Raw genomic sequence first — 25174 nt, forward strand, 5'->3', positions numbered from 1 at the left:
CGGATAGGCTGAACAGACAAGAGGAGGAAACCGTGGAGCACGACCGCCGACCCGATGAGGGCGAGATCCGCCGCGCAGCCGGGGCCGACGCACGGGATTCCGACCGCGCATCCGACACGACCCAGACGTTCGGCCATGATTCCGATCTGTCGTTCGTCCCGTTCGGCAGCGAACTGGCAGACGCAGAGCTCGACGCGATCGATGCCCTGCCGTCCGGTGCCGCTCTGCTGCTCGTGCGTTCCGGACCCACCGCCGGCGCCCGCTACCTCCTCGACTCCGACGTGACCACCGTCGGGCGTCACCCCGAGGCCGACATCTTCTTCGACGACGTGACCGTCTCGCGTCGGCACGCGGAGATCACGCGCAACGGCACGTCGTTCGAGCTCGTCGACCAGCGCTCGCTCAACGGCACCTACGTCAACGGCGAGCGGGTCGACCGTGCCACGCTCACCAACGGCGCCGAAGTGCGGGTCGGCAAGTTCCGCCTCAACTTCTTCGTCTCACCGGCCGACCTTACGCAGGCAGCGGAGGCCTGATGCCCGCGGCATCCGCCCGTGAGCGGGCGTCGTCCGCGGGTCTTCTCAGCATCGGTCAGGTTCTCGCCCGGCTGTCGCCGGAGTTCCCGTCGCTGACCTCGAGCAAGCTGCGCTTCCTCGAGGTGCAGGGGATCGTGACGCCGCTTCGCACCGAGTCCGGCTACCGCAAGTTCTCGCAGGACGACCTCGAGCGCCTGCGCCTCGCGCTCACGCTGCAACGCGACCACTACCTGCCGCTGTCGGTGATCCGCGAGTACCTCGAGGACGTCGACGCCGGACGCGACCCGGCGACCCCGACCGCCGTGCCGCCGCCGTCGATCGTGCCCGCACCGCGCCGGTACCGCCGCGAGGAACTGCTCTCCGCCGCGGGCGCCGCGCCGCAGCTGCTCAACGACGCCATCAGCACCGGGATCCTCGCGGGAGCCGAGAGCTACACCGAGCAGTCGGTCACGCTGCTGCGCGCCCTCGTGGCGCTGGACCGTCACGGCATCGAGCCGCGACACGTCAGGGCCCTGCGCCAGAGCGCGGAGCGCGACGTCGCGCTGGTCGAGTCGGCTCTCGCTCCGCTGCTGCGCCGGACGGATGCCTCGTCCCGGGGCCGCGCCGGCGAGCTCGCGCCCGAGCTCGTCCGCCGGCTCGACGACGTGCGGGCCATGTTCGTGCGCAGCGCGCTGGACCGCATGCTCTCTTGACGCCCACGCGACGGACGTCGCCGGCCGGAGCCGCGCGACACGCCGACCTCCGAACAGCGGATGTCGTTGCCGCGAGGGGGAGGCTGATCTAGCGTTGAGGTATTCGATCCGGAGGGGGGAACGAGCATGACCGGAGATGCTGCTGAAGGCGAGCGTTTCGGTGCAGACCTCCTCTTCACGGACGGCCTGCCCGCGATGGACGACGAGGTCGGGTACCGCGGGGCGGTCGCAGCCCGCGCCGCCGGCATCACGTACCGTCAGCTCGACTACTGGGCCCGCACCGAACTGGTCGAGCCGACCGTGCGCGGCGCGAGCGGCTCCGGGTCGCAGCGTCTGTACGGCTTCCGCGACATCCTCGTGCTCAAGCTCGTCAAGCGTCTGCTCGACACCGGGATCTCGCTCCAGCAGATCCGCACCGCCGTCGACCAGCTCCGTGCCGCGGGCATCCGCGATCTCGCCGGCACGACCCTCATGAGCGACGGCGCGTCCGTCTACCTGTGCACGTCCAACGACGAGGTCATCGACCTCGTCAGCCGGGGCCAGGGCGTCTTCGGCATCGCCGTCGGCAAGGTGCTGCGCGAGGTCGAGTCCGAGCTCGTCGAGTTCGAGGTCGAGAAGCCCGACGCCATGGACGAGCTCGCGGTGCGCCGCGCCGCCCGCACCGCCTGACGCGCACAGGCCCGGCTCAGCCGCGCACCGCTTCGACGCCGGCGGTCGCCGATGCGCCGACGGTGAGCGCCTGAGCGAGATCGGCGATGAGGTCGGCGGGGTCCTCCAGTCCGATCGACAGCCGCACGAGCGCATCCGAGGGCTTGGCCTCCGACGCGACGGGGCGGTGGGTGAGCGCCGCGGGGTGCTGGATGAGCGAGTCCACGCTGCCGAGCGACACCGCGTGGGTGAACAGGCGGACGGATGCCGTGAGCGCGGCCGCCGCATCGAAGCCCTCGGCCAGTTCGATGGCGATCATCGCGCCCGGGCCGTCCTGCTGCGTCCCGACCAGCCCGAGCGGGTCGCTGGAAGAGAACCCGGGGAAGTGCACGCGCGAGACCTCGGGGCGCGTCGTCAGCCACTCCGCCACCGTGCGGGCACCCGCCTGCTGCGCGCGCATCCGCACCGGCAGCGTCGCGAGTCCCCGGTGCAGGAGGTAGGCCGCGAGGGGATGCATGATCGCGCCGGTGATGGCGCGGGTGCGGCGAAGCGCTGCGGCCGTCCGCGCGTCGCAGGCGACCACGCCGCCCACCACGTCGCCGTGCCCGCCGAGGTACTTCGTCGCGCTGTGCAGCGAGAGCGATGCGCCGAGGTCGAGCGGCCGCTGCAGCACCGGCGTCGCGAACGTGTTGTCGACGAGCACCGGCACCGAGCCCGCCGCGGCCACGACGGCGGCGATGTCGACGAGGTCCAGCGTCGGGTTCGCCGGCGTCTCGAGCACGACGAGCGCGGTGTCGCGGCGGACGGCGGAGGCGACGGCATCCGGAGCGCAGTACGTCGTCTCGACGTCGAGCAGGCCCGACGCCAGCAGGTGGTCGGTGCCGCCGTAGAGCGGGCGGACGGCGACGATGTGCCGGCGCTTCGACTCGTGCGCCAACGCGAGGATCACCGCGGTGACGGCCGCCATCCCCGACGAGAACGCCACGGCCTCCTCGGCGTGCTCGAGTCGTGCGAGCGCCTCCTCGAACCGGGCGACCGTCGGGTTCCACAGCCGGGCATAGACGTGGGACCCGCCCTCGAACGGATGCCCGCCGGTCGCGAGCACCTCGTACGACATGCCGCCGAGCTCGATGCCGGGAAGCGGGTTCGTCGACGAGAGGTCGAGGGGGAGGGCGTGGACGCCGAGGCTCGCGAGGTCTTCGCGGCCGGCGTGCACGGCAAGGCTGTCGGGGTGCAACGTCATCGGTGCCATGGCGATATGGTCAGCGAGTTCGCCGCGAAAGGCAAATCGTGTTCAGCGCGGCGTGCACAAAGCGTGCAGACTGATCATCTGCTGAGCAGACTGATCAGCAGACGGATGCCGCGGGCCGCGGCATCCGTCCCCGGGAGGGTCAGGAGCGGGTGTCCTCGGGAACCGGGATGCGGCCGGTGCGCATGACGCGGTCGAGCAGGGAGTCGAAGTCCGCCGCGAGCTCCTGCGCGGAATCGCCCGGCCAGATGTGCAGGGGCTTCGCGGCGCCCTGCGCCTGCTGCAGCGACGTGCGCTCGGGCAGCTGCGGCGAGAGCACCAGCGGGCCGAACATGTCGCGCAGCTCCTTGATGCGGAACTGGTGCTCGATGGACTGCGGGCGCACGCGGTTGACCACGATGCCCAGCGGCTGCAGACGGGGGGAGAGGCCGCGGCGGATCTCCTCGATGGCGCGCAGGGCGCGGTCGGCGGCGGCCACCGAGAACAGGCCCGGCTCGGTGACGACGATCACGCGGTCGGAGGCCGCCCAGGCCGTGCGCGTCAGCGCGTTGAGTGACGGGGCGCAATCGATCAGCACGAGGTCGTAGTCGGCCTCGATGGTCGCCAGGGCCTCTTCGAGCTTCCAGACGTCGCGCACGCTCGGGTGCGGGCCGTCGAAGTTGATCGCGGACGGGCTGCCGATCAGCACGTCGATCGTGCCGGGATGCACCTTGGCCCAGCCGCTGGAGGTGATGGCCTGGCGGACCGTCTTCTCTTTGGGATTCCCGAGGACGTCGGCGACGTTGAGGCGCCCGGCGACCTGGATGTCCATGCCCGTCGAGACGTCGGACTGCGGGTCGAGGTCGACGACGAGCGTGCGGACCCCGCGGGCGAAAGCCGCCGACGCGAGTCCGAGAGTCACGGTCGTCTTGCCGACTCCACCCTTGAGCGAGCTGACGGATAGGACGTGCACAAGGCACCACGTTACCGTCCCCTAGGCTGAGAGCACACTCAGCCTGATTATTCAGGGGCCCGCCTGCGTCGCCGCACACGGAGGTCGAATGTTCCGCAAGATCCTGGTCGCGAACCGAGGCGAGATCGCCATCCGCGCATTCCGCGCCGCCTACGAGCTCGGAGCCCGCACCGTCGCGGTGTTCCCCTTCGAGGATCGCGGGTCTCTGCACCGCCAGAAGGCCGACGAATCGTACGAGATCGGCGAGAAGGGGCATCCCGTCCGCGCCTATCTCGACGTGGACGAGATCGTGCGGGTCGCCAAGGAGGCCGGCGCCGACGCCATCTACCCGGGCTACGGCTTCCTCTCGGAGAACCCCGAGCTCGCCGAGAAGGCCGCCGCGAACGGGATCGCCTTCATCGGACCCCCGTCCCACGTGCTGGAGATGGCGGGCAACAAGGTCACCGCGAAGCAGCACGCCATCGCCGCCGGCGTGCCGGTGCTGCGCTCGACCGAGGCATCCGACGACGTCGACGAGCTGCTCGGCCAGGCCGACGACATCGGATTCCCCATCTTCGTCAAGGCTGTCGCCGGAGGCGGCGGGCGCGGCATGCGCCGCGTCGAGCGGCCCGAGGAGCTCGCCCCCGCCCTCGCCGAGGCCATGCGCGAGGCGGGCAGCGCGTTCGGCGACGCCCGCGTCTTCCTCGAGCAGGCGGTGCAGCGGCCGCGGCACGTGGAGGTGCAGGTGCTCGCCGACGGCACGGGCGAGACCGTCCATCTCTTCGAGCGCGACTGCTCGGTGCAGCGCCGTCACCAGAAGGTGATCGAGATCGCGCCCGCGCCGAACCTCGACCCCGCTGTGCGCGACGCGCTCCACGGGTACGCGGTGGCGTTCGCGCGCTCCATCGGCTACGAGAACGCCGGCACCGTCGAGTTCCTGCTCGAGACGGCCGGTCCGCGCACCGGCGAGGTCGTCTTCATCGAGATGAACCCGCGGATCCAGGTGGAGCACACCGTCACCGAAGAGGTGACGGACGTCGACCTCGTGCAGTCGCAGATCCGCATCGCGGCGGGGGAGACCCTCGCCGACCTCGGCCTGACCCAGGACCGCATCCAGCTGCGCGGCGCGGCATTGCAGTGCCGCATCACCACGGAGGACCCGGCGCAGGGCTTCCGCCCCGACACCGGGCGCATCACCACGTACCGCTCGCCCGGCGGCGCCGGAATCCGCCTCGACGGCGGCACCACGGCCGCCGGCTCGCAGATCAGCCCGCACTTCGACTCGATGCTCGCGAAGCTCACCTGCCGGGCACGGGACTTCCCCGCCGCCGTCGCGCGCGCGCGCCGGGCGTTGGCGGAGTTCCGCATCCGCGGCGTCGCGACCAACATCCCGTTCCTCCGCGCGGTGCTCGACGACCCGGCGTTCGTCGCGGGCGACGTCAGCACCTCCTTCATCGACGAACGGCCCGCGCTGCTCACGAGCAACCCGTCGCGCGACCGTGCGACGAAGCTGCTCAACTGGCTGGGCGACGTCACGGTCAACCGCCCGTATGGCGAGAAGCCGCTGTCGGTGTCGCCGGGCAGCAAGCTGCCCGAGATCGACCTCGCCTCGGCCCCGCCCGCAGGCACGCTCGACCGCCTGCGCGAGCTCGGGCCGGAGGGCTTCGCGAAGGCGCTGCGCGAGCAGCGCAGCCTCGCGGTCACCGAGACCACCTTCCGCGACGCGCACCAGTCGCTGCTGGCCACCCGCGTGCGCACGCGCGACCTCGTGCGCGTCGGGCCGCACGTCTCGCGCATGACGCCGCAGCTGCTGTCGGTCGAGGCGTGGGGCGGGGCGACCTACGACGTCGCGCTGCGCTTCCTCGCGGAGGACCCGTGGGAGCGCCTGGAGGCCCTGCGCACCGCGATGCCCAACATCCCGATCCAGATGCTGCTGCGGGGCAGGAACACGGTGGGCTACACCCCTCGGCCGGTCGAGGTGACGGACGCCTTCGTGCGCGAAGCCGCGGCCACGGGGGTCGACATCTTCCGCATCTTCGACGCGCTCAACGACGTGTCGCAGATGCGGCCCGCCATCGACGCGGTGCGCTCGACCGGCACCGCGCTGGCCGAAGTCGCCCTGTGCTACACCGCCGACCTGCTCGACCCGTCGGAGAAGCTGTACACGCTCGACTACTACCTGCGCCTGGCCGAGCAGATCGTGCAGTCGGGGGCGCACATCCTCGCCATCAAGGACATGGCCGGGCTCGTCCGGCCGGCAGCGGCGGCGAAGCTCGTCAGCGCGCTGCGCGAGAACTTCGACCTGCCGGTGCACCTGCACACCCACGACACCGCGGGCGGCCAGCTCGCGACGCTGCTGGCGGCGAGTGCCGCGGGAGTGGATGCGGTGGATGCCGCGGCTGCGCCCATGTCGGGAACCACGAGCCAGCCGTCGCTCTCGGCCCTCGTCGCGGCGCTCGCGCACACCGACCGCGACACCGGGCTCGACCTCCAGGCCGTCAGCGACCTGGAGCCGTACTGGGAGGCCGTCCGGCAGCTCTACCGGCCGTTCGAGTCGGGCCTTCCCGCGCCGACGGGCCGCGTGTACCACCACGAGATCCCCGGCGGTCAGCTCTCCAACCTGCGCCAGCAGGCGATCGCGTTGGGGCTGGCCGACGACTTCGAGCTCATCGAGGACATGTACGCCGCGGCCGACCGCATCCTCGGGCGCATCCCGAAGGTGACGCCGTCGTCGAAGGTCGTCGGCGACCTCGCGCTCGCCCTCGTCGCGGTGCGCGCGGACCCCGCGGACTTCGAGGCGAACCCCCAGGGCTACGACATCCCGGATTCCGTCGTCGGCTTCATGGCGGGCGAGCTGGGCGACCTGCCGGGCGGCTGGCCCGAGCCCTTCCGCACGAAGGTGCTCGAGGGGCGCACGATCTCGATCGACGTGCCGCCGCTGACCGACGAGGAGCGCGACGGCCTGGCCGGAGACGCGGCGAGCCGCCGGCGCACCCTCAACCGGCTGCTGTTCCCCGGCCCTGCCCGTGAGTTCGAGAAGAACCGCGAGACCTACGGCGATCTCACCGCGCTCGGCACCCCCGACTACCTGTACGGCCTCAAGCCCGGCGAGGAGCACGTCGCCGAGATCGACCCGGGCGTGCAGCTGTACGTCGGACTCGAGGCGATCGGTGAAGCCGACGACAAGGGCATCCGCACCGTCATGACGACGCTCAACGGCCAGCTGCGGCCGGTCTTCGTCCGCGATCGCAGCATCAAGGTCGAGACGCGTCAGGCGGAGAGGGCCGACACGTCGAAGCCGGGGCAGGTCGCCGCGCCGTTCTCTGGCGTCGTCACCCTCAAGACGGGCGTCGGCGACAAGGTCTCGGCGGGTCAGCCGGTCGCGTCGATCGAGGCGATGAAGATGGAGGCGGCCATCACCGCACCCATCGACGGGGTCATCGAGCGCCTCGCGATCGCCGAGACGACGCAGGTCGATGCCGGCGACCTTTTGGTCGTGATCCGCCCCTCGCAGTAGCCTGGAAGGCGGCATATGCCCGTATGCGCCGTTCCGCCCTGCCCAGGAGTACCGCCCAGTGACGCCCGACCGCAACGACCACACGCACGACGAGCCTGAGAACGGCGTGCTCTCCGACACGGGGAGTCTCGACACCACAGGCCTCGGCATCCTCGGCGGTGGGACGGCACAGGTCAACGTCGAGCTGCCGACGGAGTCCGAGGACGACCTCGACGACGACGCGGTGATCGACGGCGAGGTCCCCTTCGTCATCGAGATCCCGGCCGACGCGGACCTGCCGGTCATCATGCCGGTCGCGGTCGAGGAGCCCGGCACGCACACCACCGAGGCCGAGATCGTGGACGACACCGCCGACCTCGAGGAGTGGACCGTGGAGGGCGAGGGCTTCGGTTCGGAGGCTCCCGCGGAGGACGTCGCGGATGCCGACATCGTGGAGTACGAGGCATCCGTCGTCGCGCACGACTCCGCCGCCGAGCCCGAGACGTACGGCGAGGGGGAGGGTGAGCCTGTCGCCGACGAGCACCACGCCGCGGAGTCCGTCGACCCTGAGCCCGAGGTGCAGGACGAGCCCGCGGCCGACGCGCACGCCGAGCCCGAGCCCGTGTTCGTCGCCGAGCCCGGTCCAGTGTTCGTCGCAGAGCCCGAGGTTCACGTCGAGCCCGAGCCCGAACCTGAGGCGGCGCCGGCACCGGTGCCGGACGACTCCCACACCCGGGCCGAGGACTTCCCGGTGGACTTCGAGGACGTGGAGTTCGAGGACGCCGACTTCGACGGGGAGTTCGACCCCGCCGAGTTCGAGCTCGTGCTCGACGACGACGGCGCAGAGGCCGCTCCGGCTGACGCCGCCCTGGCGGAGAATCCCGCCGCAGGAGACGATGTCATCGCGACCGACGACACCGCGGAGGACCCCATGACTGCGAAGACCCCGGCCGACGACGCGAAGGATGCCGCGCCCGCCCCGGTGACCCCTCCGGCGGCGCCGTCGGTTCCCGCCGCCGCTGCGGCGGCCGCGAGCCCGGCGACGGGGCCGGTGTCGAGCCGGCGCCGGTCGACGCACGGCACGGGCGCGCAGCCGGTCGTTGATCGCTCCGCCGAGCGCGCGGTCGAGCGCTCGGTCCCGCGCGCCGACGTGGCGCTCGCGTCGAAGCGGCTCGGCGAGCTCGAGTCGAGCCGCGAGACCGCGGACCTGCTCACCGCCGACCGACTGCTCGACCCGCATCAGGTGGTGCGTCCCGAGCCCGAGGGTGCCTGGCAGCAGTTCGTCTACTCGATCTCGGGCCGGCGCATCAACCTCGGCGACAGCAAGCGCGCGCGGGCGCGCAAGGAGCTCGACCGCCGCATCGCCGCGCCGCTGCCCGGCGGGGCGCGCTTCGTGCCGGTGGTCTCGCGCAAGGGCGGCGTCGGCAAGACGACCGTGACCACGCTGCTCGGCATGGCGCTCGCCGACGCCCGTGACGATCGCGTCATCGCCGTCGACGCCAACCCCGACCGCGGCACACTCGCCGAGCGCATCACCCGCGAGAGCGGCAAGACCGTGCGCGACCTGGTGCGCATCCGCGGCGAGGTCGTGGGCTTCAACGACCTCTCCAACATGGTGGCCCGCGACGAGACCAGGCTCGACGTCGTCGCCTCCGACGCCGACCCGCGCGTCTCGGAGGCGTTCAACGACGCCGACTACCGCGACGTGGCGAGCCTCGCCGCGCACTACTACTCGGTCGTCCTCACCGACACCGGCACGGGCATCGTCCACTCCGTCATGGAGGCCACGCTCGATCTGGCCGACCAGCTCGTCATCGTGGCGGGCCTCAGCGTCGACGAGGCCCGGCTGGCGTCCGAGACGCTCACGTGGCTCGAGACCAACGGGCACTCCGAGAAGGTGCGCAACGCGGTGGTGGTGCTCAACAGCGCCCGGCCGGGGCATCCGCTCGTCCAGCTCGACGAGCTCGAGACGCACTTCCGCACCCGCGTGCGCGCGGTGGTGCGCGTGCCGTACGACGCGCACATCGCGGCCGGCAGCGCCATCGTGTTCCGCGAGCTGCAGCCGGCGACGCGCCTGGCGGCCCGCGAGCTCGCCGCGATCGTGGTCGAGGGTCTCCGTTCGCTGCGGCCGGCGGCCTGAGCGCAGATGGCCGTCCGTCCCATCCGCCTCTTCGGCGACCCTGTCCTGAAGTCCGTCAGCGCCCCCATCGATGACATCGACGACGGCGTCCGCGCCCTCGTGCGCGACCTCGTCGACACCGTCGAGCTGCCCGGGCGCGCCGGTGTCGCAGCACCCCAGATCGGCGTCGGCCTCCGCGCCTTCAGCTACAACATCGACGGCGACATCGGGTACGTCCTGAACCCCGTGCTCGTGGAGGTGTCGGGCGAGCCCGAGCCCGTCGGCGAGGGCTGCCTGTCGGTGCCGGGCCTGTGGCATGAGGCCCTCCGCTACCCGTGGGCCAAGGTCGTCGGCATCGACCTCGACGGCGGCGAGGTCGTCATCGAGGGGGAGGGGCTGCTCGCGCAGGCGCTGCAGCACGAGACCGACCACCTCGACGGCACGCTCTACATCGACCGGCTCCCGCCCGAGCACCGTCGCGTCGCCATGCGCGAGATCCGCGAGTCCGACTGGTTTTGACGCGGTGCGGATCAATGCGACGAAGGAGCGTTGATGCGTGCCGGGTCAAGATCGAGTAGGCGAGGAACGAGCCGTATCGAGATCCCGCCGGACGGGTCGAGCCGCTAGGCCGTCAGGATGACCTTGAGCGCCTTGGTCTCGGCCGCGCGGCCGAACGTGTCGTAGGCGTCCATGATGTCCTCGAGCGAGAAGCCGTCCCCGCAGGGCCGGGATACTCATCGTCCGCTTCGCGGCGAGTCCTCGGCAGGGACCTTCGACCTGCGGTGATTCGCGGGCGACAGACGGCACAGGGACGAATGAAGAAAGCGGATGCCGGGAGCCCCGGCATCCGCTCTCTTCGTCGTTGATCAGCTCAGCGACACGTTCGATGTGCTGACCGGCACGGCGTAGAGCTCCTCGATGTCGGAGGCGAAGTCCGCGAGGATCACGTTGCGCTTGATGCTCATCTTCGGCGTGAGGTGTCCGCTGGCCTCGGTCCACTCGCTGGGGAGGATGGTGAACTTGCGGATGGACTCGGCGCGCGAGACGAACTTGTTCGCGTGGTCGATCGCCCGCTGCACCTCGGCGCGGACGGCCTCGTTCTTGGCGGCGTCCTCGAGGGACATGTCGGCGGGCAGGCCGTTGTTCGCCAGCCAGGCCGGCAGCATCTCGGGGTCGAGGGTGACCAGGGCCGCGATGAACGGCTTCTGGTCGCCGACCACCACGACCTGGCCCACGATCGGGTTGGCGCGGATGGGGTCCTCGAGGGCGGCGGGGGCGACGTTCTTGCCGCCCGCCGTGACGATGATCTCCTTCTTGCGGCCGGTGATCGTGAGGAAGCCCTCGTCGTCGAACGAGCCCAGGTCGCCGGTCTTGAACCACTCGCCGTCGAAGGCGGCCGCGGTCGCCTCGGGATTGCGCCAGTACTCCTTGAAGACGTTGATGCCGCGGACCTCGAGCTCGCCGTCGTCGGCGAGCCGCATGCCGACACCGGGGAGCACCGGGCCCACCGTGCCGATCTTCGACTTCGTCGCCAGGTTCACCGTCGCGGGCGCCGTGGTCTCGGTGAGGCCGTAGCCCTCGAGGATCGTCACGCCGAGGCTGTGGAAGAAGTGACCGAGACGCGGTCCGAGCGGTGCCGAACCCGACACCGCGTAGACCACGCGGCCGCCCATCGCGGTGCGCAGCTTGCTGTAGACGAGCCGGTCGAACAGCGCGAACTTGATCTTGGTGCCGAGGGGCACCTTCTTGCCCTCCTGCTGCAGACGCGAGTGCTCGATCGCGGTGTGCGCGGCGGCGCGGAAGATCTTGCCCTTGCCGCCCGCCTCGGCCTTCTGCTCGGCCGAGTTGTACACCTTCTCGAACACGCGCGGAACGGCGAGGAGGAACGTGGGCTTGAACGACCCGAGCGCGGGCAGGAGCTGCTTGGTGTCGGGCTGGTGGCCCGTCTTGACGCCGGCGTGGATGTCGAGGATCGAGATGAAGCGCGCGAAGATGTGCGCCGTCGTGATGAACAGCAGCGTCGATGCTCCGGGCACCTCGACGACCTCGTGCAGCGCCTTGGCCGAATTGCGCGTGAGCTCGACGAAGTTGCTGTGGGTCAGCACGCAGCCCTTCGGGCGCCCGGTCGAGCCGGACGTGTAGATGAGCGTGGCGATGTCGGCGCCGTTGGCGATGTTCCGCCGGCGCTCGATCTCGTCGTCGGCCACGGAGGCGCCCTCGGCGATGAGCGTGTCGAGGTCACCGGCCTGCATCTCCCACGCCGAGCGCACGAGGGGCAGCTCCCCCTTCACCTCGGTGAAGCGGGCGGTGTGCTCCGGGCTCTCGGTGATGATGGCCACGGCGCCGGAGTCGGTGAGGATCCAGGCGATCTGCGACGCCGAGCTCGTCTCGTAGACGGGGACCATCACGGCGCCGGCATAGAACAGCGCGAAGTCGACGAGCGTCCACTGATAGGTGGTGCGCGCGACGAATCCGATCTTGTCACCCGGCTGGATGCCGCCGGCGACGAAGCCCTTCGCGAGGGCGATGACCTGCTTCTGGAACTCCGACGCGGTGATATCGCGCCAGCCGTCGCCCTCGGGGACGGCGAAGAGCGCGAGGCCGGGCGTCTTCTTGACACGCTCGACCAGCAGGTCGGTGACGTTCGCCTGCGGATCGGCGGGGACGATGGCAGGGACTTCGAATTGGACCACGGCAGCTCCTTCGGTACCGGATTGCGGGAATCTCGGGTGGGTCTGAGCAGAGTCTAATCGGCTGTCACATCCGACTCACCGGCGGATGTGGACAGCGCCGCCTGGATAGACTTCAAGGCGCCGTCGCGGGCGCGCCGGCCGGAGAGGGAGACTGTGCTCAAAGTCGGCATCGACATCGGCGGGACCAAGATCGCGGGAGGCGTCGTCGACCCCGACGGGCACATCGTCGAGAAGGTCCGCGTCGACACCCCCGCCGACACCGCAGCACTGGCTCAGGCCGTCATCGACATGGCTCGCCACTTCCGCGCCGGCCACGACATCGCCGCCGTCGGCGTCGCCGCGGCCGGCTTCATCGACCGCCGGCGTGCGACCGTCATCCACGCGCCCAACATCGCGTGGCGCAACGAGCCCCTCAAGGCCACGCTGGAGGCCGGCATCGGCCTGCCCGTCGCCATCGAGAACGACGCCAACGCGGCCGGCTGGGCCGAGTACCGGTTCGGCGCCGGCCGGGACGTCGGGCACATGGTCATGCTCACGATGGGGACCGGCGTCGGCGGGGCCATCGTCCTCGACGGCGAGCTCTTCCGCGGCGGCCACGGCATCGCGGCGGAGCTCGGCCACATGCGCTTCATCCGCGGCGGCATCCTGTGCGGCTGCGGACAGAGCGGATGCCTCGAGCAGTACGCGTCCGGACGCGCCCTGCAGCGCGAGGCCAACGACATCGCCGATGCGGGCGGCATCGGCGACGCCCTCGCGCGGCTGCGGTCGGAGAAGGGCTCGATCTCGGGCCCGGCCGTCTCCCGGCTCGTGCTGGCCGGCGACCCCGGGGCCATCGAGGCGCTGCGGCGTGTGGCGACGGCTCTCGGCGAGGCGTGCGGCGGGTTCCAGGCCGTCCTCGACCCCGAGCTGTTCGTCATCGGCGGCGGCGTCGCGCAGCTCGGCGAGGACCTGCTCGCGCCGGTCCGCCTCGCCTACGAGACGTCGCTGCCGGGGTATGGCGACCGCCCCGTCGCGCAGTTCGCGATCGCCCAGCTCGTCAACGACGCCGGGCTCATCGGCGCAGCCGACCTGGCCACGCCGGAGGGCTGAGCGCGCGATGTTCTACTGGCTGATGAAGTACGTGGTGATCGGACCGATCGTCAAGGCGATCTGGCGCCCGTGGATCATCGGCCGCCGGAACGTCCCCGCCGAGGGCGCGGCGATCCTCGCGAGCAACCATCTGTCGTTCGTGGACTCGGTGTTCCTGCCGCTCATGATCGACCGGCCCGTCGCGTTCCTCGCCAAGAGCGACTACTTCACGGGCAAGGGCCTCAAAGGCTGGGCGACCCGCATGTTCTTCAAGGGCACCGGCCAGCTGCCCATCGACCGGTCCGGCGGCAAGGCATCCGAGGCATCCCTCAACACCGGTCTCCAGGTGCTCGGACGCGGCGATCTGCTCGGCATCTACCCCGAGGGCACCCGCAGCCCCGACGGCAAGCTCTACCGCGGCCGCACCGGCATCGCGCGCATGGCGCTGGAGGCGCACGTGCCCGTCGTGCCGGTGGTCATGGTCGACACCGACACGATGATGCCGATCGGCACCACGGTGCCGCGCATCGTGCGCGTGGGCATCGTGATCGGCGAGCCGCTGGACTTCTCACGCTTCCAGGGGATGGAGGGCGACCGGTACATCCTGCGCTCCATCACCGACGAGATCATGGTGGCCCTGCAGCGGCTGGGGGAGCAGGAGTACGAGGACGTCTACGCCTCGACGGTGAAGGACCGGCTGTCGACGCGCACGCGGACCGACGCCCGATAGCCGCGCCCTGACGCCTCGGCGAACAGCGCGTCACAGCGCACCGGGGCGCCGCGCCCCGCGGCTAGAATCGAGGGATGCTTCAGCAGCTCGATGCCCTCGACCACTGGCGGACCCTGCCCATCAAGCAGCAGCCCGCGTGGCCCGACGCAGAGGCGGTGGCTGCGGTGTCCGCTGAGCTGGCGACCCTGCCCCCGCTCGTCTTCGCCGGCGAGGTCGACAACCTGCGCGACCGGCTCGCGCGCGCCGCATCGGGCAACGCGTTCCTGTTGCAGGGCGGCGACTGCGCCGAGACCTTCGCCGGCGCCACGGCCGAGCAGATCCGCAACCGCATCAAGACGGTGCTGCAGATGGCGGTCGTGCTCACGTACGGCGCCTCCATGCCGATCGTGAAGATGGGGCGCATGGCGGGTCAGTTCGCCAAGCCCCGCTCGAGCGACACCGAGACGCGGGGCGACGTCACCCTGCCGGCGTACCGCGGCGACATCGTCAACGGCTACGACTTCACCGAGAACTCGCGGCAGGCCAACCCCGAGCGGCTGCTGAAGGGGTACCACACGGCGGCGTCGACGATCAACCTGATCCGCGCCTTCACGACCGGTGGTTTCGCCGACCTCCGCGAGGTGCACTCGTGGAACAAGGGCTTCGCGCAGAACCCGGCCAACCAGCAGTACGAGCGCCTCGCCACCGAGATCGACCGGGCCATCAAGTTCATGGAGGCTGCCGGCGCCGACTTCGACGAGCTCAAGCGCGTCGAGTTCTACACCGGGCACGAGGGCCTGCTCATGGACTACGAGCGCCCGATGACGCGCATCGACTCCCGCACGAACACGCCGTACAACACGTCGGCGCACTTCCTGTGGATCGGCGAGCGCACCCGCGAGCTCGATGGCGCTCACGTCGACTACTTCTCGAAGATCCGCAACCCGATCGGCGTGAAGCTCGGCCCGACGACCTCGCCCGAGACGACCCTCGCGCTCATCGACAAGCTCGACCCCGAACGCGAGCCCGGCCGGCTCACGTTCATCACGCGCATGGGCGCCGGCAAGATCCGCGATGCGCTGCCGCCGCTGCTGGAGGCCGTCAAGGACTCCGGAGCCGTGCCGCTGTGGGTCACCGACCCCATGCACGGCAACGGCATCACCACGCCCACCGGCTACAAGACACGTCGCTTCGACGACGTCGTCGACGAGGTCCGCGGCTTCTTCGAGGCGCACCGCGCGGTCGGCACGTTCCCGGGCGGCATCCACGTCGAGCTCACCGGCGACGACGTGACCGAGTGCCTGGGCGGCTCCGAGCAGATCGACGAGGCCACCCTCGCCACCCGCTACGAGTCGCTGTGCGACCCGCGCCTGAACCACATGCAGAGCCTGGAGCTCGCCTTCCTCGTGGCCGAGGAGCTCGAGAAGCGCTGATCTCGCACCGCTGACACGACGACGATCCCGGATGCCTCTCGCCGAGGCATCCGGGATCTTCTCCTTTCGCTCGCTCGCTGGAGCAGGCGGAGGTCAGCCGGCGTCGGTAAGGAGGAGATCGATTCGGGTGCCCTTTACGCGCCACTCTCCGGCCGCGGGGTCGGTGCCTGTCGCTTCGGTGAGGAAGTCGGGGAACGCCCCCCACCAGATGGGGTAATCCACCTGAAAACCTGCTGCCTCGAGTTCCGCGATCGCCTGGTCGCGGGTAAGACCCTGCACGTTCGGCACCTCGAACAGCGGGGGACCGGTCGACACCACGAGCGTGACCATGTCGTTCGGCTGCCACGAGCGTCCTTCGGGGCCGCTGACGCGGATCACGCGGCCCTCCTCGATCGCGTCGCTCGCCTCGGTGGCACTCTCGTCGGCCACGACGAGTCCGACACCCTCGAGCGCGCTCCGCGCGGAGCCCTCGCTCCGATCCACCACGTCCGGGACCGGTCCGACCGAGACCGAGAGCCGCGCGGTGTCGCCCTGGTGCACGACGCATCCCTCGAAGCAGGCGACGTCCTGCGAGCCGTCCTCCGGCGCTCCGGCCGGACGGATCGAGACGTTGACGACCGTGCCGGCAGCGTCGTCGGTGAAGAACTCGGCGTTCTCGTCGACCGTCTGGACGGACTGCTCGCTCAGCACACTGCGGGCGTCGGTCTCGGACATGCCCGCGAACGACGTGAACGTCGCCTCGGCCGGGCCGAGCGAGACGAAGACGTTGACCTGGGCCTCGCGGTCGACGCGCGAGCCCTGCGGCGGATCGGTGCGGATGACGAGACCGGCGGCGACGTCGAGGCTGCTCTCACCCTGCTGCACGGCGACGAGCGTGTCCTGCTGCAGGCGGGCGGATGCCTCTTCATACGTCATGCCGGACACGTCGGCGACGGCCACGAGCGACCCGGGACCGGACCCGAAGTACCAGCCGAGCCCGCCGGCGAGCGTCGCCAGCAAGAGCACCGCGATCAGGAGCCAGGCGCCGCGCGTGCGCCGGCGCTGGGTCGCCCGGCGCAGGCGCCCGGCGTTGTCGACGTCGCCCATGGCGGTGGTGGGTCCGGTCGGCGTGCCGGGCAGGACCGCCGTGAGCTCGCCCGTCGAGGCGCCGTCGTCGCGCACGATCCCGATGGGGCCGGTGCGGGCGACGACGGGCGCGACGCCGAGCTCCCGCTCTATCTCGCGCAGGCGCTGCAGCATCTCGCGCGCGTCGAGGGGACGGTCGTCGGGCGACCTCTCGGTCGCCCACAGCACGAGCTCGTCGAGCGGCTCGGGAACGCCCGGATTCTTCACGCTCGGGCGGGGGACCGAGTCGGTCGCGTGCTGGAAGGCGATCTGCATCGGCTGCTCGCCCTTGTAGGGCTGCTCGCCGGTGAGCATCTCGTACAGCATGATGCCGATGGCGTAGATGTCGCTGCGCGCGTCGGCGGTGCCGCGAGTGACCAGCTCGGGGGCGAGGTACGCGATCGTGCCGAGGAGCTGGGCGCCCGAGGCGGTGTTGGCCGTCGTGGCGCGAGCGAGCCCGAAGTCGCCGATCTTGATGCGGCCGTCCTCGGCCAGCAGGACGTTCTCGGGCTTGACGTCCCGGTGCACGATGCCGGCCTTGTGCGCGGCGGCGAGGCCCGACAGCACCGCGTCGAGGATCGAGATCGCCTGCGGGACGGTCAGCCGACGCTGCTCGCGCAGGAGCTCGCGCAGGGTGATGCCCGGCAGGTACTCCATGACGAGGTACGCCATGTCGCCGTCCTGGCCCTGGTCGAACACGTTGACGACGTTCGGATCGGCCAGTCGGGCGGCCGCGCGGGCCTCCTGGATGAACCGGCTCTGGAACACGGTGTCGTCGCTGAGGTGCCCGTGCATCACCTTGAGGGCGACGCGGCGCTCCAGCCTCAGGTCGGTCGCGACGTACACGGTGGCCATGCCGCCGCGCGCGATGCGAGCACGCACCCGGTACCGGCCGTCGACCAGACGGCCGATCAGCGGGTCCGTCTGCTGACTCGTGCTCACGCTGAGAGTCTACGGACGCGCACCTGCGAGCCGGCGGAGCGCCTCACCCTGCGACCGTACCGTTACCGACGGTTCGGCGGGCTCGGGCCTCACCCGAGGGCGGCGAGCCACGAGAAGGCGGGCGCCTCCCACTGGGCATACGCGTCGGGGTACGCCGAGATCTGCACGGCCTGCGCGGCCTGGGCGAACGACATGCCCTCCCAGCCGGGGATGTCCAGGAGACCGCGCGTGCGCGCGCCGTTCGGGTCGCCCGCGCCGCCGAAGAAGACCCGCGTCGCGCGCGCCGCGTCCTGCACCTCGGCCTCGGTGCCCCAGCCGTAGCTGGGACGCTGCTGGAAGAGCCCCAGCGAGTCCCGGTCGCCCCACGTCACGTTGCGCAGCGAGGACTCCTGCATCGCGGTGCCGAGTGCGATCGCGATGGCGCGGTCCGAGGCGCCGAGCTCGCGGCCGATCCGCACGATGAGGTGCGCGTTGGCCGCCTGCTCGGATGTCAGCCCGGGGACGGACGGACCCGATGCCGGGATCTTCAGCGTCTGGCCGGGGTAGATGATCGACGCCCGGCTGAGGCCGTTGGCCGAGAGCACCGCGTCGACGGAGACGCCGTGGCGGCCCGCGATCGCGCTGACGGTGTCGCCCGCGGCGACGGTGTACGACCCGGCCGCGGCGCCCGGGGCCGGAGCCGGAGCAGGGGAGGGGGCGGATGCCGCCGGCGCCGACGCACCCGGGATCGAGATCGTCTGTCCGGGGTAGATGATCGACGACCACCCCAGGCCGTTGGCCGACAGCACGGCGCCGACGGTGGTGCCGTGCCGCCGGGCGATGGAGCTGACGGTGTCGCCGGCGGCGACGGTGTACGCGCCGGCTGCGGGTGCGGCCGGCGCCGGCGTGGTCGGTGCCGGGGCGGGGCTCGCCGTTCCGGTGAGCTTCAGCACCTGACCCGGCTGGATGATCGACGACCAGCCGAGTCCGTTGAAGGCGAGGACATCGGCGACCCTCAGGCCGAAGCGCGCGGCGATCGCGCTGACCGTGTCGCCCGGCTGAACCGTGTAGGTCGCCGATGCCGCGTGGGTCGGGCGCACGGAGGCGGTCACGCCCACCGCGGCGGAGAGGGGCGTCGGCAGTGCGCGCACGGTCGCCGGCGCGCCGGGCCCGTGCAGCGTAGCGGGGAGGGGGTCGCGGGAGGCGGCATCCGTCCCCAGGGCGTGAGCCGGAGCGCCCGAGAGCGCGAGGGCGATCGAGCCGACGACGGCCGCCGAGACGCCGACGGGGATGCCGCGCGAGGCGGCGACGCCCTGGTGGACCTGGTTGCTGGTACTCCGGACTGATCGCACGAGACTCCCCCTCCGTCGACTCCGAAAACGCTGTCACGGATGTCTATTGGTGTCAACGCCTGTGAAAAAGGGGGCTTGTGTGACTGATGGGACAGGAGTCGCCGGATCCGGCCCGCGCGCGATCTGGGATAGTTGCATTCGTGACCGCTGACGACTCTTCGCGTTTCGAGACCGATTGGCTCACCCTTCCTGAGCTCGTGGAGGTGCTGGGCGAACCCCTGGGCCGGGTGCGCCGGCTCCTCGACGAGTCCCACCTGGTGGGCTCGCGCCGGGACGGCGTGCTCAAGGTGCCGGCCGTCTTCGTGGTCGACGGGCACCCGCTGTCGTCGCTGCGGGGCACCGCGATCGTGCTCCACGACGCCGGCTTCTCGGACGACGAGGTGATCGACTGGCTTCTGACGCCGGAGGAGACCATCGGCGCCGCGCCGATCGAGGCGCTCCTGGCCGGTCGCAAGAGCGAGGTCCGCCGGGTCGCCCGCACCCTCGCCTGATCGGGGGCGTCTCCGCCGGGGAAGAGGCGGGCCTCAGGTCGTCCGGACGGTCGCGGCGTGTGCCAGGTCGCGCAGCGCACCCACCGCCGCGTTGCCGAGGCGGGCGCCCGAGAGCGCGCGGTCGGCCTCATGGGCGTACTGCGCGATGAGCTGCTCGACCCGGTCCAGCGCGCCGGTGTCGACGATCGTCTGCTGCAGCGAGGCGATCTGCTGCGCGTCCAGCCCGGGGTCGCCCACCATCTCGTCGAGGATCCGCCGCGCGGGGGCCGCCAGGGCCTCTCGCGCGTAGGCGATCAGCACCGTGCGCTTGCCCTCGCGCAGGTCGTCGCCGGACGGCTTGCCGGTCGCGGCCTCGTCGCCGAACACCCCGAGCACATCGTCGCGCAGCTGGAAGGCCATGCCGAGCGGATGCCCGAACGCGGCGAGGGCGGCCTCCTGCGCGGCATCCGCCCCGGCCAGCGCGGCACCGATCGCGAGCGGCTGCTGCACGCTGTACCGCGCGGACTTGTACGACGCGACGCGCAGCGCGCGCTCGGCGTGGCGGTCGTCCGGCTCGCTCACGAACGCCGACTCCTCGGCGATGTCGAGGAACTGCCCGAGCGTGACCTCGCGGCGCATCAGCGCGTACTGGCGGCGGGCGGCGGCGGCGCGGTCGGGGGAGAGCCCGGTCAGGCCCTCCTCGAGGAGGTCGTCGCTCCACGCCACGAGCAGGTCGCCGACCAGGATCGCCGCCGAGCGGCCGAAGTCGTCCGCGTCGCCGGCCCAGCCGGCGCGGCGGTGGCCCTCCTCCAGCGCGCGATGCGCGGACGGGCGGCCGCGGCGGGTGTCGGAGTTGTCGATGACGTCGTCGTGCACGAGCGCCGCGGCGTGGAAGACCTCCAGTGCCGCGGCGGCCGCGAGCACCGGCTCGGGGGCGTCGCCCGCGGGTGACGCCGCTTCCTCCACCGCCCTCCACCCGGCGATGCAGAATCGGCCGCGCAGGCGCTTCCCGCCCGTCACCGCATCGGCGGCCGCATCGACGAAGCGGGCGGCCTCGGGGCCGGCGTCGGCGACATCCTGTCGCCTGACCGTGACGAACATGTCCACTCGCTGGGAAATGGCTTCGATCGGCTCTGCGAGGGCGGACACGGGCCTAGCCTAGTGACGAAAGGCACGCGTACAATCGAGCCACCGAAGTACAGAGGGGGATGCATGCCACTCTCCGAACAGGAGCAGCGCCTGCTGGACGAGATGGAACGCCATCTCATGCGCAACGACGCGGACGTCGTCAGCGCGCCCCGCGGCGGACGCTCACTGAGCTATCGCAACATCGTCTACGGCACGATCCTCGTGCTGCTCGGCCTCGGTGGGCTCATCGTCGGCGTCTCGCAGCAGCTGATCGTCGTCGGCGTCATCGGGTTCGTCGTGATGCTGGGCGGCGTGATCCTCGCGATCACCCCCGGCCGCGGTCCCGGCAAGGCGCGCGTCGAGCCCGAGCGGCCCCCCAGAGCGCAGTCCAACTCTTCGTTCATGGATCGCATGAACGATCGCTGGGACAGGCGGCAGGAGGAGCGCTGAGCGTCCCCGCCGCCTGAGCAGCAGAACAAAGCACCGACCTTCGGGTCGGTGCTTTTTTTCGTGCCCGCAGGCACCCCGAGCGGTGCCGAGTGGGGGCGGCGGAGAACCGGTAGCGAGAAATGGTGGTCAAGTGGAGGAGAGTGGAGTAAAGTGGCGGACATCCCGGGGGGCCGGATTGAAGGGGGTGTGATGTACCGATGCTTTTGGGTACCCACACACCCAAGCTGGATGACAAAGGGCGCGTCATCCTCCCGGCCAAGTTCCGCGACGACCTTGGTGGGGGTGTCGTCGTGACGCGCGGACAGGACCGCTGCCTGTACGTGTTCAGCGAGAAGGAGTTCGAGCGGGTGCATGACCGCATCCGCGAGGCGCCGCTCGCGAACAAGCAGGCGCGCGACTTCCTGCGCATGTTCCTCTCGGGTGCCAGTGCCGAGAAGCCCGACGGTCAGAACCGCATCACGATCCCCCCTCCGCTGCGCGCATATGCCGGCCTGGAGCGCGACCTCGTCGTCACCGGCGTGGGCGCTCATGCCGAGATCTGGGACGCCGCTGCGTGGAACACCTACGCAGAGGCCAACGAAGAGAGCTACGCCGAGCTGGAGCAGGAGGTGATTCCGGGCCTGTTCTGAGGCTCACGTCGCCTGAAGCCCGACTCCCAGCCGCTCCCGCCCTGACGCCACTTCCCCGGTGCCAGGTCAGAGCGGATGGGGATCAGGCTCCAGGGGACGGGATCCGCGGATGCCCTGTCGATCATGAACCTGCGCGACATCCACACCCCGGTCATGCTCGAGCGCTGCATCGAGCTGCTCGCCCCCGCCCTCAAGCGGGACGGCGCGGTCTTCGTCGACGCGACCCTCGGCATGGGTGGGCACTCCGAGGCGTTCCTCGAGCGATTCCCCGGGCTCCACCTGGTCGGACTCGACCGCGACACCGACGCGCTGCGGATCGCGGGGGAGCGGCTCGCCCGCTTCGGCGACCGCGTGCACCTCGTGCACACCGTCTACGACGGGATCGCGGATGCCGTCGCCTCGGCCGGCTTCGCCGCAGCCGACGGCATCCTGTTCGACCTCGGCGTCTCGTCGCTGCAGCTGGACGTGGCCGATCGCGGCTTCGCCTACGCGCAGGACGCGCCGCTGGACATGCGCATGGACCAGTCCGCCGGCACCACCGCGGCCGAGGTGCTCGCGACCTACGGCGAGGGCGACCTGCGCCGCATCTTCGAGCGGTACGGCGAGGAGAAGCTCGCCGGACGCTACGCCCGCGCCATCATCGCCGCCCGGGCGGAGGCGCCGATCGAGCGCTCCGGCCGGCTGGTCGAGATCCTCCAGGCGGCGACGCCGGCGGCCGCGCAGCGCACCGGGCACCCCGCCAAGCGGGTCTTCCAGGCGCTGCGCATCGAGGTCAACCGCGAGCTGTCGGTGCTCGAGCGGGCCATCCCGTCGGCGCTCGGCATCCTGCCGGTCGGCGGTCGCATCGTCGTGCTGTCGTACCAGTCGCTCGAGGACCGGCTCGTCAAGCGCGCCCTCGCGGATGCCTCGGCCTCGACCGCGCCCCGGGGCCTGCCGGTCGAGCTCCCCGAGCACGCCCCCAGGTTCCGGCTGCTCGTCAAAGGCGCCGAGCTGGCCACCGACGAAGAGCGCGCGGTCAACCCGCGCGCGACGCCGGTGCGCCTGCGTGCCGCCGAGCGAGTGAAGGAGGACTCATGAGCACCGCGAACGCCCTCGCCGCTCCCGCGCGGACCAGGGGTGCCGTCGCGCCGGATCGCGTCGGCGACCCGCGCCGCGGACTGCGGGTCGTCGAGGCTCCCGCCCGGCGCCGCCGCCCCAAGCTCCTCTACGGCGTCATCGCGGTGCTCGGGGCGTTCCTCATCGCCGGCGCGCAGATGGCGCTGTCGATCATGACGACCCAGGGGACGTACGAGATCGCCGCCCTGACGAGCCAGCAGCGCGACCTGACGTACGAGAAGCAGATCCTCTACGACGACGTCGCGGGCCTCAGCTCGCCGCAGTACCTCGCGGCCAACGCCGCCGCGCTGGGCATGGTGATCAATGAGGCGCCGAGCTACCTGCGGCTGAGCGACGGTGCGATCCTCGGGCCCTCGGAGGTCGCGATGGGGGCCTCGTCGGTCGACGCTATCGGCCGCGGCGCGGTGCCCAACGCCCTCATCACCGACACACCGCTGGTCACCGTCCCCGACGCCACCATCGACGGCGTCCCGGTTCAGACGGCGGGTCCCGGCGACGCCGGTGTCGGCAACACACCGCCGCCGATCACCGAGGGACTGCCGGTCCCGAGCACACACTGAACCCGGACACACCCCACGGCGATCGAGACCGAGACGACGACTCACGCAGATGACGACACGCAGCACGAGAAGCCCCCGCCGCCGGACCGTCGTGGCCCTCGCCGTCGTCCTCGCCGTCCTCGCCGGCTTCATCGTGCGCCTGGTCGACATCCAGGTCGTCAACGCCGACGAGCACATCCAGGACTCGCTGGACACGGCGTTCGCAAGCTCCCAGACCCTCTACGGGACGCGCGGGCAGATCGTCGATGAGAGCGGGCAGACGCTGGCCGGCAGCATCCTCCGCTACGACTGCCAGCTCGACCCCCTGCTGATCACGCAGATCGACGCCCAGGTGCTGGAGGGCGAGTCCGACGCGCCGCTGTGGGGGGACCTGTCCAGCGACGTCGCCCGCATCACCGGTCAGACTCCGGAGGAGGTGCGCGAGATCGTCGGCACCGCCCTGGCCGCCGACCAGTACTCGCGCTACGCGCAGCTGAAGAAGGGCGTATCGACCGAGCAGTTCCGGGCTCTCGCCGACCTCGAGGCACCGTACATCACGTGCATCTCCCACCCGGCGCGCGCGTACCCCGACGGTGCCGTCGCGGGCAACCTCGTCGGGTTCATGGGCACCGACGGCGAGGCGCTCGAGGGACTGGAGAAGTCGCAGAACGACTGCCTGGCCGCCGAGAACGGCATCCGCAGCTACGAGAAGGGCAAGGACGGCGTCGTCATCCCCGGCACCGAGACGGAGGTGCCCGCGCAGGACGGCGGCACGCTGCAGCTGACCATCAACCGCGACCTGCAGTGGTACCTGCAGCAGCTCATCGCCGAGCAGACGCAGAACATGGCCGCCCAGCACGGGTCGGTCCTCGTCTACGAGGTGAAGACCGGCAAGGTGCGTGCGGCGGCGGAGTACCCGACCGTCGACCCCAACGACGTGGACGCCACCGATGCGGAGGACCGGACCAGCGAGATCTTCCGCGGCTCCTTCGAGCCCGGGTCGACGTTCAAGGCGCTCACCGCCGCCACCGTCATCGACGCCGGCGGTCAGACGCCGCAGTCCACGGTCACCGCCTCGGGGCTGGAGACCTTCCCGAACGGTGCGCGCGTGCGCGACGCGTTCCAGCACCCCGCGAACCTCTACACGCTGACCGGCGTGCTCATCGACTCCTCGAACGTCGGCATCTCGAAGTTCAGCGAACGGGTCGACAACCAGACGCGCTTCGACTACCTGACGCGCTTCGGCATCGGCGCCGGCACCGGCTCGACCTACCCGCTCGAGGGCAACGGACTGATCCACCCGGTGTCGGAGTGGGGCGCGCAGACCGCATACAACACGTCGTTCGGGCAGGGCGTCACGACCACGATGCCCGAGCTCGCCCGTGCCTACGGGGCGATCGTGAACGACGGCGTGATGATGCCGCTGACGATCGTCGAGTCGTGCACCCGGCCCGACGGCACCGTGGTGACGCCGGAGCTCGCCGAGCCCGAGCAGGTGATCAGCGAGACCACGTCGGCGCACATGCGCGAGATGCTCGAGAACGTCTTCCTGCAGGCGCCGTACGCCAAGACGGTCGAGATCCCGGGCTATCGCCTGGGCGGCAAGACGGGTACCGGTGAGAAGCCCGACCTCGTCAACGGCGGCTACAAGGCGGGCGTTTACTACACGACCATGGTCGGGTTCGCGCCCGCCGACGATCCCGAGTACGTGGTGGTCGTCACCCTCGACGAGCCGACGAAGGTAACATCGTCTGCGGCCAATGCGACCGCGTTCCAGAAGGCCATGACCCAGGTTCTGAAGACGTATCGCGTCATGCCCTCGACGTCGTCGCCGGAGCTGCTGCCCAAGTTCGGGTAGTCCCGTGCCGGATTCCAGCTGAGGGCCGGAGTA

At 71.1% G+C, this 25174-nt stretch carries 21 protein-coding genes; 15 read left to right on the forward strand and 6 right to left on the reverse strand.

Translation table 11 applies throughout. The annotated features are described in order from the left end of the window. The first annotated feature begins 32 nt into the window (after positions 1-32). From ACWGUG_RS06755 to ACWGUG_RS06765, 3 genes are all read left to right on the forward strand, one after another. Positions 33-536 carry an FHA domain-containing protein gene (locus tag ACWGUG_RS06755; protein WP_336397766.1) on the forward strand — a complete coding sequence of 168 codons (504 nt, stop codon included), beginning with the start codon at positions 33-35 and terminating at the stop codon, positions 534-536. Then, positions 536-1228, forward strand: coding sequence for a transcriptional regulator FtsR (ftsR, locus tag ACWGUG_RS06760; RefSeq protein ID WP_336397767.1), 693 nt, complete (start codon positions 536-538; stop codon positions 1226-1228). The genes ACWGUG_RS06755 and ftsR overlap by 1 nt, the downstream gene beginning before the upstream one ends. A gap of 126 nt (positions 1229-1354) precedes the next feature. Continuing rightward, positions 1355-1897 (forward strand): MerR family transcriptional regulator, encoded by a 543-nt coding sequence (locus ACWGUG_RS06765; protein WP_336397768.1) that lies wholly within the window; start codon positions 1355-1357, stop codon positions 1895-1897. Positions 1898-1913: 16 nt separating this feature from the next. On the opposite strand, the gene ACWGUG_RS06770 is transcribed toward ACWGUG_RS06765, so the two are convergent. Then, the gene (locus ACWGUG_RS06770) at positions 1914-3128 is read right to left on the reverse strand and encodes an aminotransferase class I/II-fold pyridoxal phosphate-dependent enzyme (RefSeq protein WP_442928183.1); all 1215 of its coding nucleotides are present in this window, start codon (positions 3126-3128) and stop codon (positions 1914-1916) included. A gap of 139 nt (positions 3129-3267) precedes the next feature. Then, positions 3268-4077 carry a ParA family protein gene (locus ACWGUG_RS06775; protein ID WP_336397769.1) on the reverse strand — a complete coding sequence of 270 codons (810 nt, stop codon included), beginning with the start codon at positions 4075-4077 and terminating at the stop codon, positions 3268-3270. Positions 4078-4165: 88 nt separating this feature from the next. Between ACWGUG_RS06775 and ACWGUG_RS06780 the strand changes: the two genes are divergently transcribed. The 3 genes from ACWGUG_RS06780 to ACWGUG_RS06790 are packed head-to-tail and all read left to right on the forward strand — an operon-like array spanning position 4166 to position 10190. Beyond that, positions 4166-7573 carry a pyruvate carboxylase gene (locus ACWGUG_RS06780; protein ID WP_378880438.1) on the forward strand — a complete coding sequence of 1136 codons (3408 nt, stop codon included), beginning with the start codon at positions 4166-4168 and terminating at the stop codon, positions 7571-7573. Between the two features lie 58 nt (positions 7574-7631). After that, positions 7632-9692, forward strand: coding sequence for a nucleotide-binding protein (locus ACWGUG_RS06785; RefSeq protein WP_452324263.1), 2061 nt, complete (start codon positions 7632-7634; stop codon positions 9690-9692). A 6-nt stretch (positions 9693-9698) separates the two neighbouring features. Further along, positions 9699-10190, forward strand: a complete 492-nt coding sequence (locus ACWGUG_RS06790) for a peptide deformylase (RefSeq protein WP_336397772.1) — start codon at positions 9699-9701, stop codon at positions 10188-10190. A gap of 347 nt (positions 10191-10537) precedes the next feature. Here ACWGUG_RS06790 and ACWGUG_RS06795 read toward each other — a convergent pair whose 3' ends face one another. Beyond that, a complete protein-coding gene (locus ACWGUG_RS06795; RefSeq protein ID WP_452324264.1) occupies positions 10538-12364 on the reverse strand; it encodes an AMP-dependent synthetase/ligase in 1827 nt (608 codons plus the stop codon). 153 nt (positions 12365-12517) lie between these two features. Between ACWGUG_RS06795 and ACWGUG_RS06800 the strand changes: the two genes are divergently transcribed. The 3 genes from ACWGUG_RS06800 to ACWGUG_RS06810 all read left to right on the forward strand — a co-directional run bounded on the left by ACWGUG_RS06800 (position 12518) and on the right by ACWGUG_RS06810 (position 15574). Next, positions 12518-13453 carry an ROK family glucokinase gene (locus tag ACWGUG_RS06800; protein WP_378880450.1) on the forward strand — a complete coding sequence of 312 codons (936 nt, stop codon included), beginning with the start codon at positions 12518-12520 and terminating at the stop codon, positions 13451-13453. Positions 13454-13460: 7 nt separating this feature from the next. Further along, entirely contained in the window at positions 13461-14162 is a 702-nt protein-coding gene (locus tag ACWGUG_RS06805; protein WP_336397776.1) for a lysophospholipid acyltransferase family protein, read from the forward strand. 74 nt (positions 14163-14236) lie between these two features. Further along, the gene (locus ACWGUG_RS06810) at positions 14237-15574 is read left to right on the forward strand and encodes a class II 3-deoxy-7-phosphoheptulonate synthase (RefSeq protein ID WP_336397777.1); all 1338 of its coding nucleotides are present in this window, start codon (positions 14237-14239) and stop codon (positions 15572-15574) included. Positions 15575-15667: 93 nt separating this feature from the next. Here the strand turns inward: ACWGUG_RS06810 and pknB are convergent, their stop codons facing one another. Together pknB and ACWGUG_RS06820 are read right to left on the reverse strand one after the other, a co-directional pair. After that, the gene (gene pknB / locus ACWGUG_RS06815; protein ID WP_452324265.1) at positions 15668-17620 is read right to left on the reverse strand and encodes a Stk1 family PASTA domain-containing Ser/Thr kinase; all 1953 of its coding nucleotides are present in this window, start codon (positions 17618-17620) and stop codon (positions 15668-15670) included. 89 nt (positions 17621-17709) lie between these two features. Further along, entirely contained in the window at positions 17710-18951 is a 1242-nt protein-coding gene (locus tag ACWGUG_RS06820; RefSeq protein ID WP_452324266.1) for a LysM peptidoglycan-binding domain-containing protein, read from the reverse strand. Between the two features lie 140 nt (positions 18952-19091). On the opposite strand from ACWGUG_RS06820, the gene ACWGUG_RS06825 reads away from it, so the two are divergent. Further along, positions 19092-19442: an Rv2175c family DNA-binding protein gene (locus ACWGUG_RS06825; RefSeq protein ID WP_378880461.1), complete on the forward strand. Its 351-nt coding sequence runs from the start codon at positions 19092-19094 to the stop codon at positions 19440-19442. Between the two features lie 33 nt (positions 19443-19475). On the opposite strand, the gene ACWGUG_RS06830 is transcribed toward ACWGUG_RS06825, so the two are convergent. Further along, positions 19476-20570 carry a polyprenyl synthetase family protein gene (locus tag ACWGUG_RS06830; RefSeq protein ID WP_452324267.1) on the reverse strand — a complete coding sequence of 365 codons (1095 nt, stop codon included), beginning with the start codon at positions 20568-20570 and terminating at the stop codon, positions 19476-19478. Positions 20571-20633: 63 nt separating this feature from the next. On the opposite strand from ACWGUG_RS06830, the gene ACWGUG_RS06835 reads away from it, so the two are divergent. The 5 genes from ACWGUG_RS06835 to ACWGUG_RS06855 all read left to right on the forward strand — a co-directional run bounded on the left by ACWGUG_RS06835 (position 20634) and on the right by ACWGUG_RS06855 (position 25141). Next, entirely contained in the window at positions 20634-20999 is a 366-nt protein-coding gene (locus ACWGUG_RS06835) for a DUF3040 domain-containing protein (RefSeq protein WP_336397782.1), read from the forward strand. Between the two features lie 197 nt (positions 21000-21196). Then, positions 21197-21628: a division/cell wall cluster transcriptional repressor MraZ gene (gene mraZ / locus ACWGUG_RS06840; RefSeq protein ID WP_336397783.1), complete on the forward strand. Its 432-nt coding sequence runs from the start codon at positions 21197-21199 to the stop codon at positions 21626-21628. Positions 21629-21751: 123 nt separating this feature from the next. Continuing rightward, entirely contained in the window at positions 21752-22705 is a 954-nt protein-coding gene (rsmH, locus tag ACWGUG_RS06845) for a 16S rRNA (cytosine(1402)-N(4))-methyltransferase RsmH (RefSeq protein WP_336398048.1), read from the forward strand. After that, on the forward strand, positions 22702-23304 hold the full coding sequence (locus ACWGUG_RS06850; RefSeq protein ID WP_336397784.1) for a hypothetical protein: 603 nt from the start codon (positions 22702-22704) through the stop codon (positions 23302-23304). Before rsmH ends, ACWGUG_RS06850 begins: the two co-directional genes overlap by 4 nt. Before the next feature lie 49 nt (positions 23305-23353). Beyond that, a complete protein-coding gene (locus ACWGUG_RS06855; protein WP_452324268.1) occupies positions 23354-25141 on the forward strand; it encodes a peptidoglycan D,D-transpeptidase FtsI family protein in 1788 nt (595 codons plus the stop codon). Positions 25142-25174: the final 33 nt, after the last annotated feature.

Source organism: Microbacterium sp. NPDC055455 (genome assembly GCF_053619935.1).

What these genes read in the sequence shown, in the direction of transcription:
- ftsR (WP_336397767.1), top strand. Translation starts at nt 536, where the DNA reads ATGCCCGCGGCATCCGCCCGTGAGCGGGCGTCGTCCGCGGGTCTTCTC.
- ACWGUG_RS06765 (WP_336397768.1), top strand. Translation starts at nt 1,355, where the DNA reads ATGACCGGAGATGCTGCTGAAGGCGAGCGTTTCGGTGCAGACCTCCTC.
- ACWGUG_RS06770 (WP_442928183.1), bottom strand. Translation starts at nt 3,128, where the DNA reads ATGGCACCGATGACGTTGCACCCCGACAGCCTTGCCGTGCACGCCGGC.
- ACWGUG_RS06780 (WP_378880438.1), top strand. Translation starts at nt 4,166, where the DNA reads ATGTTCCGCAAGATCCTGGTCGCGAACCGAGGCGAGATCGCCATCCGC.
- ACWGUG_RS06790 (WP_336397772.1), top strand. Translation starts at nt 9,699, where the DNA reads ATGGCCGTCCGTCCCATCCGCCTCTTCGGCGACCCTGTCCTGAAGTCC.
- ACWGUG_RS06805 (WP_336397776.1), top strand. Translation starts at nt 13,461, where the DNA reads ATGTTCTACTGGCTGATGAAGTACGTGGTGATCGGACCGATCGTCAAG.
- ACWGUG_RS06810 (WP_336397777.1), top strand. Translation starts at nt 14,237, where the DNA reads ATGCTTCAGCAGCTCGATGCCCTCGACCACTGGCGGACCCTGCCCATC.
- ACWGUG_RS06835 (WP_336397782.1), top strand. Translation starts at nt 20,634, where the DNA reads ATGCCACTCTCCGAACAGGAGCAGCGCCTGCTGGACGAGATGGAACGC.
- mraZ (WP_336397783.1), top strand. Translation starts at nt 21,197, where the DNA reads ATGCTTTTGGGTACCCACACACCCAAGCTGGATGACAAAGGGCGCGTC.
- rsmH (WP_336398048.1), top strand. Translation starts at nt 21,752, where the DNA reads ATGAACCTGCGCGACATCCACACCCCGGTCATGCTCGAGCGCTGCATC.
- ACWGUG_RS06850 (WP_336397784.1), top strand. Translation starts at nt 22,702, where the DNA reads ATGAGCACCGCGAACGCCCTCGCCGCTCCCGCGCGGACCAGGGGTGCC.
- ACWGUG_RS06855 (WP_452324268.1), top strand. Translation starts at nt 23,354, where the DNA reads ATGACGACACGCAGCACGAGAAGCCCCCGCCGCCGGACCGTCGTGGCC.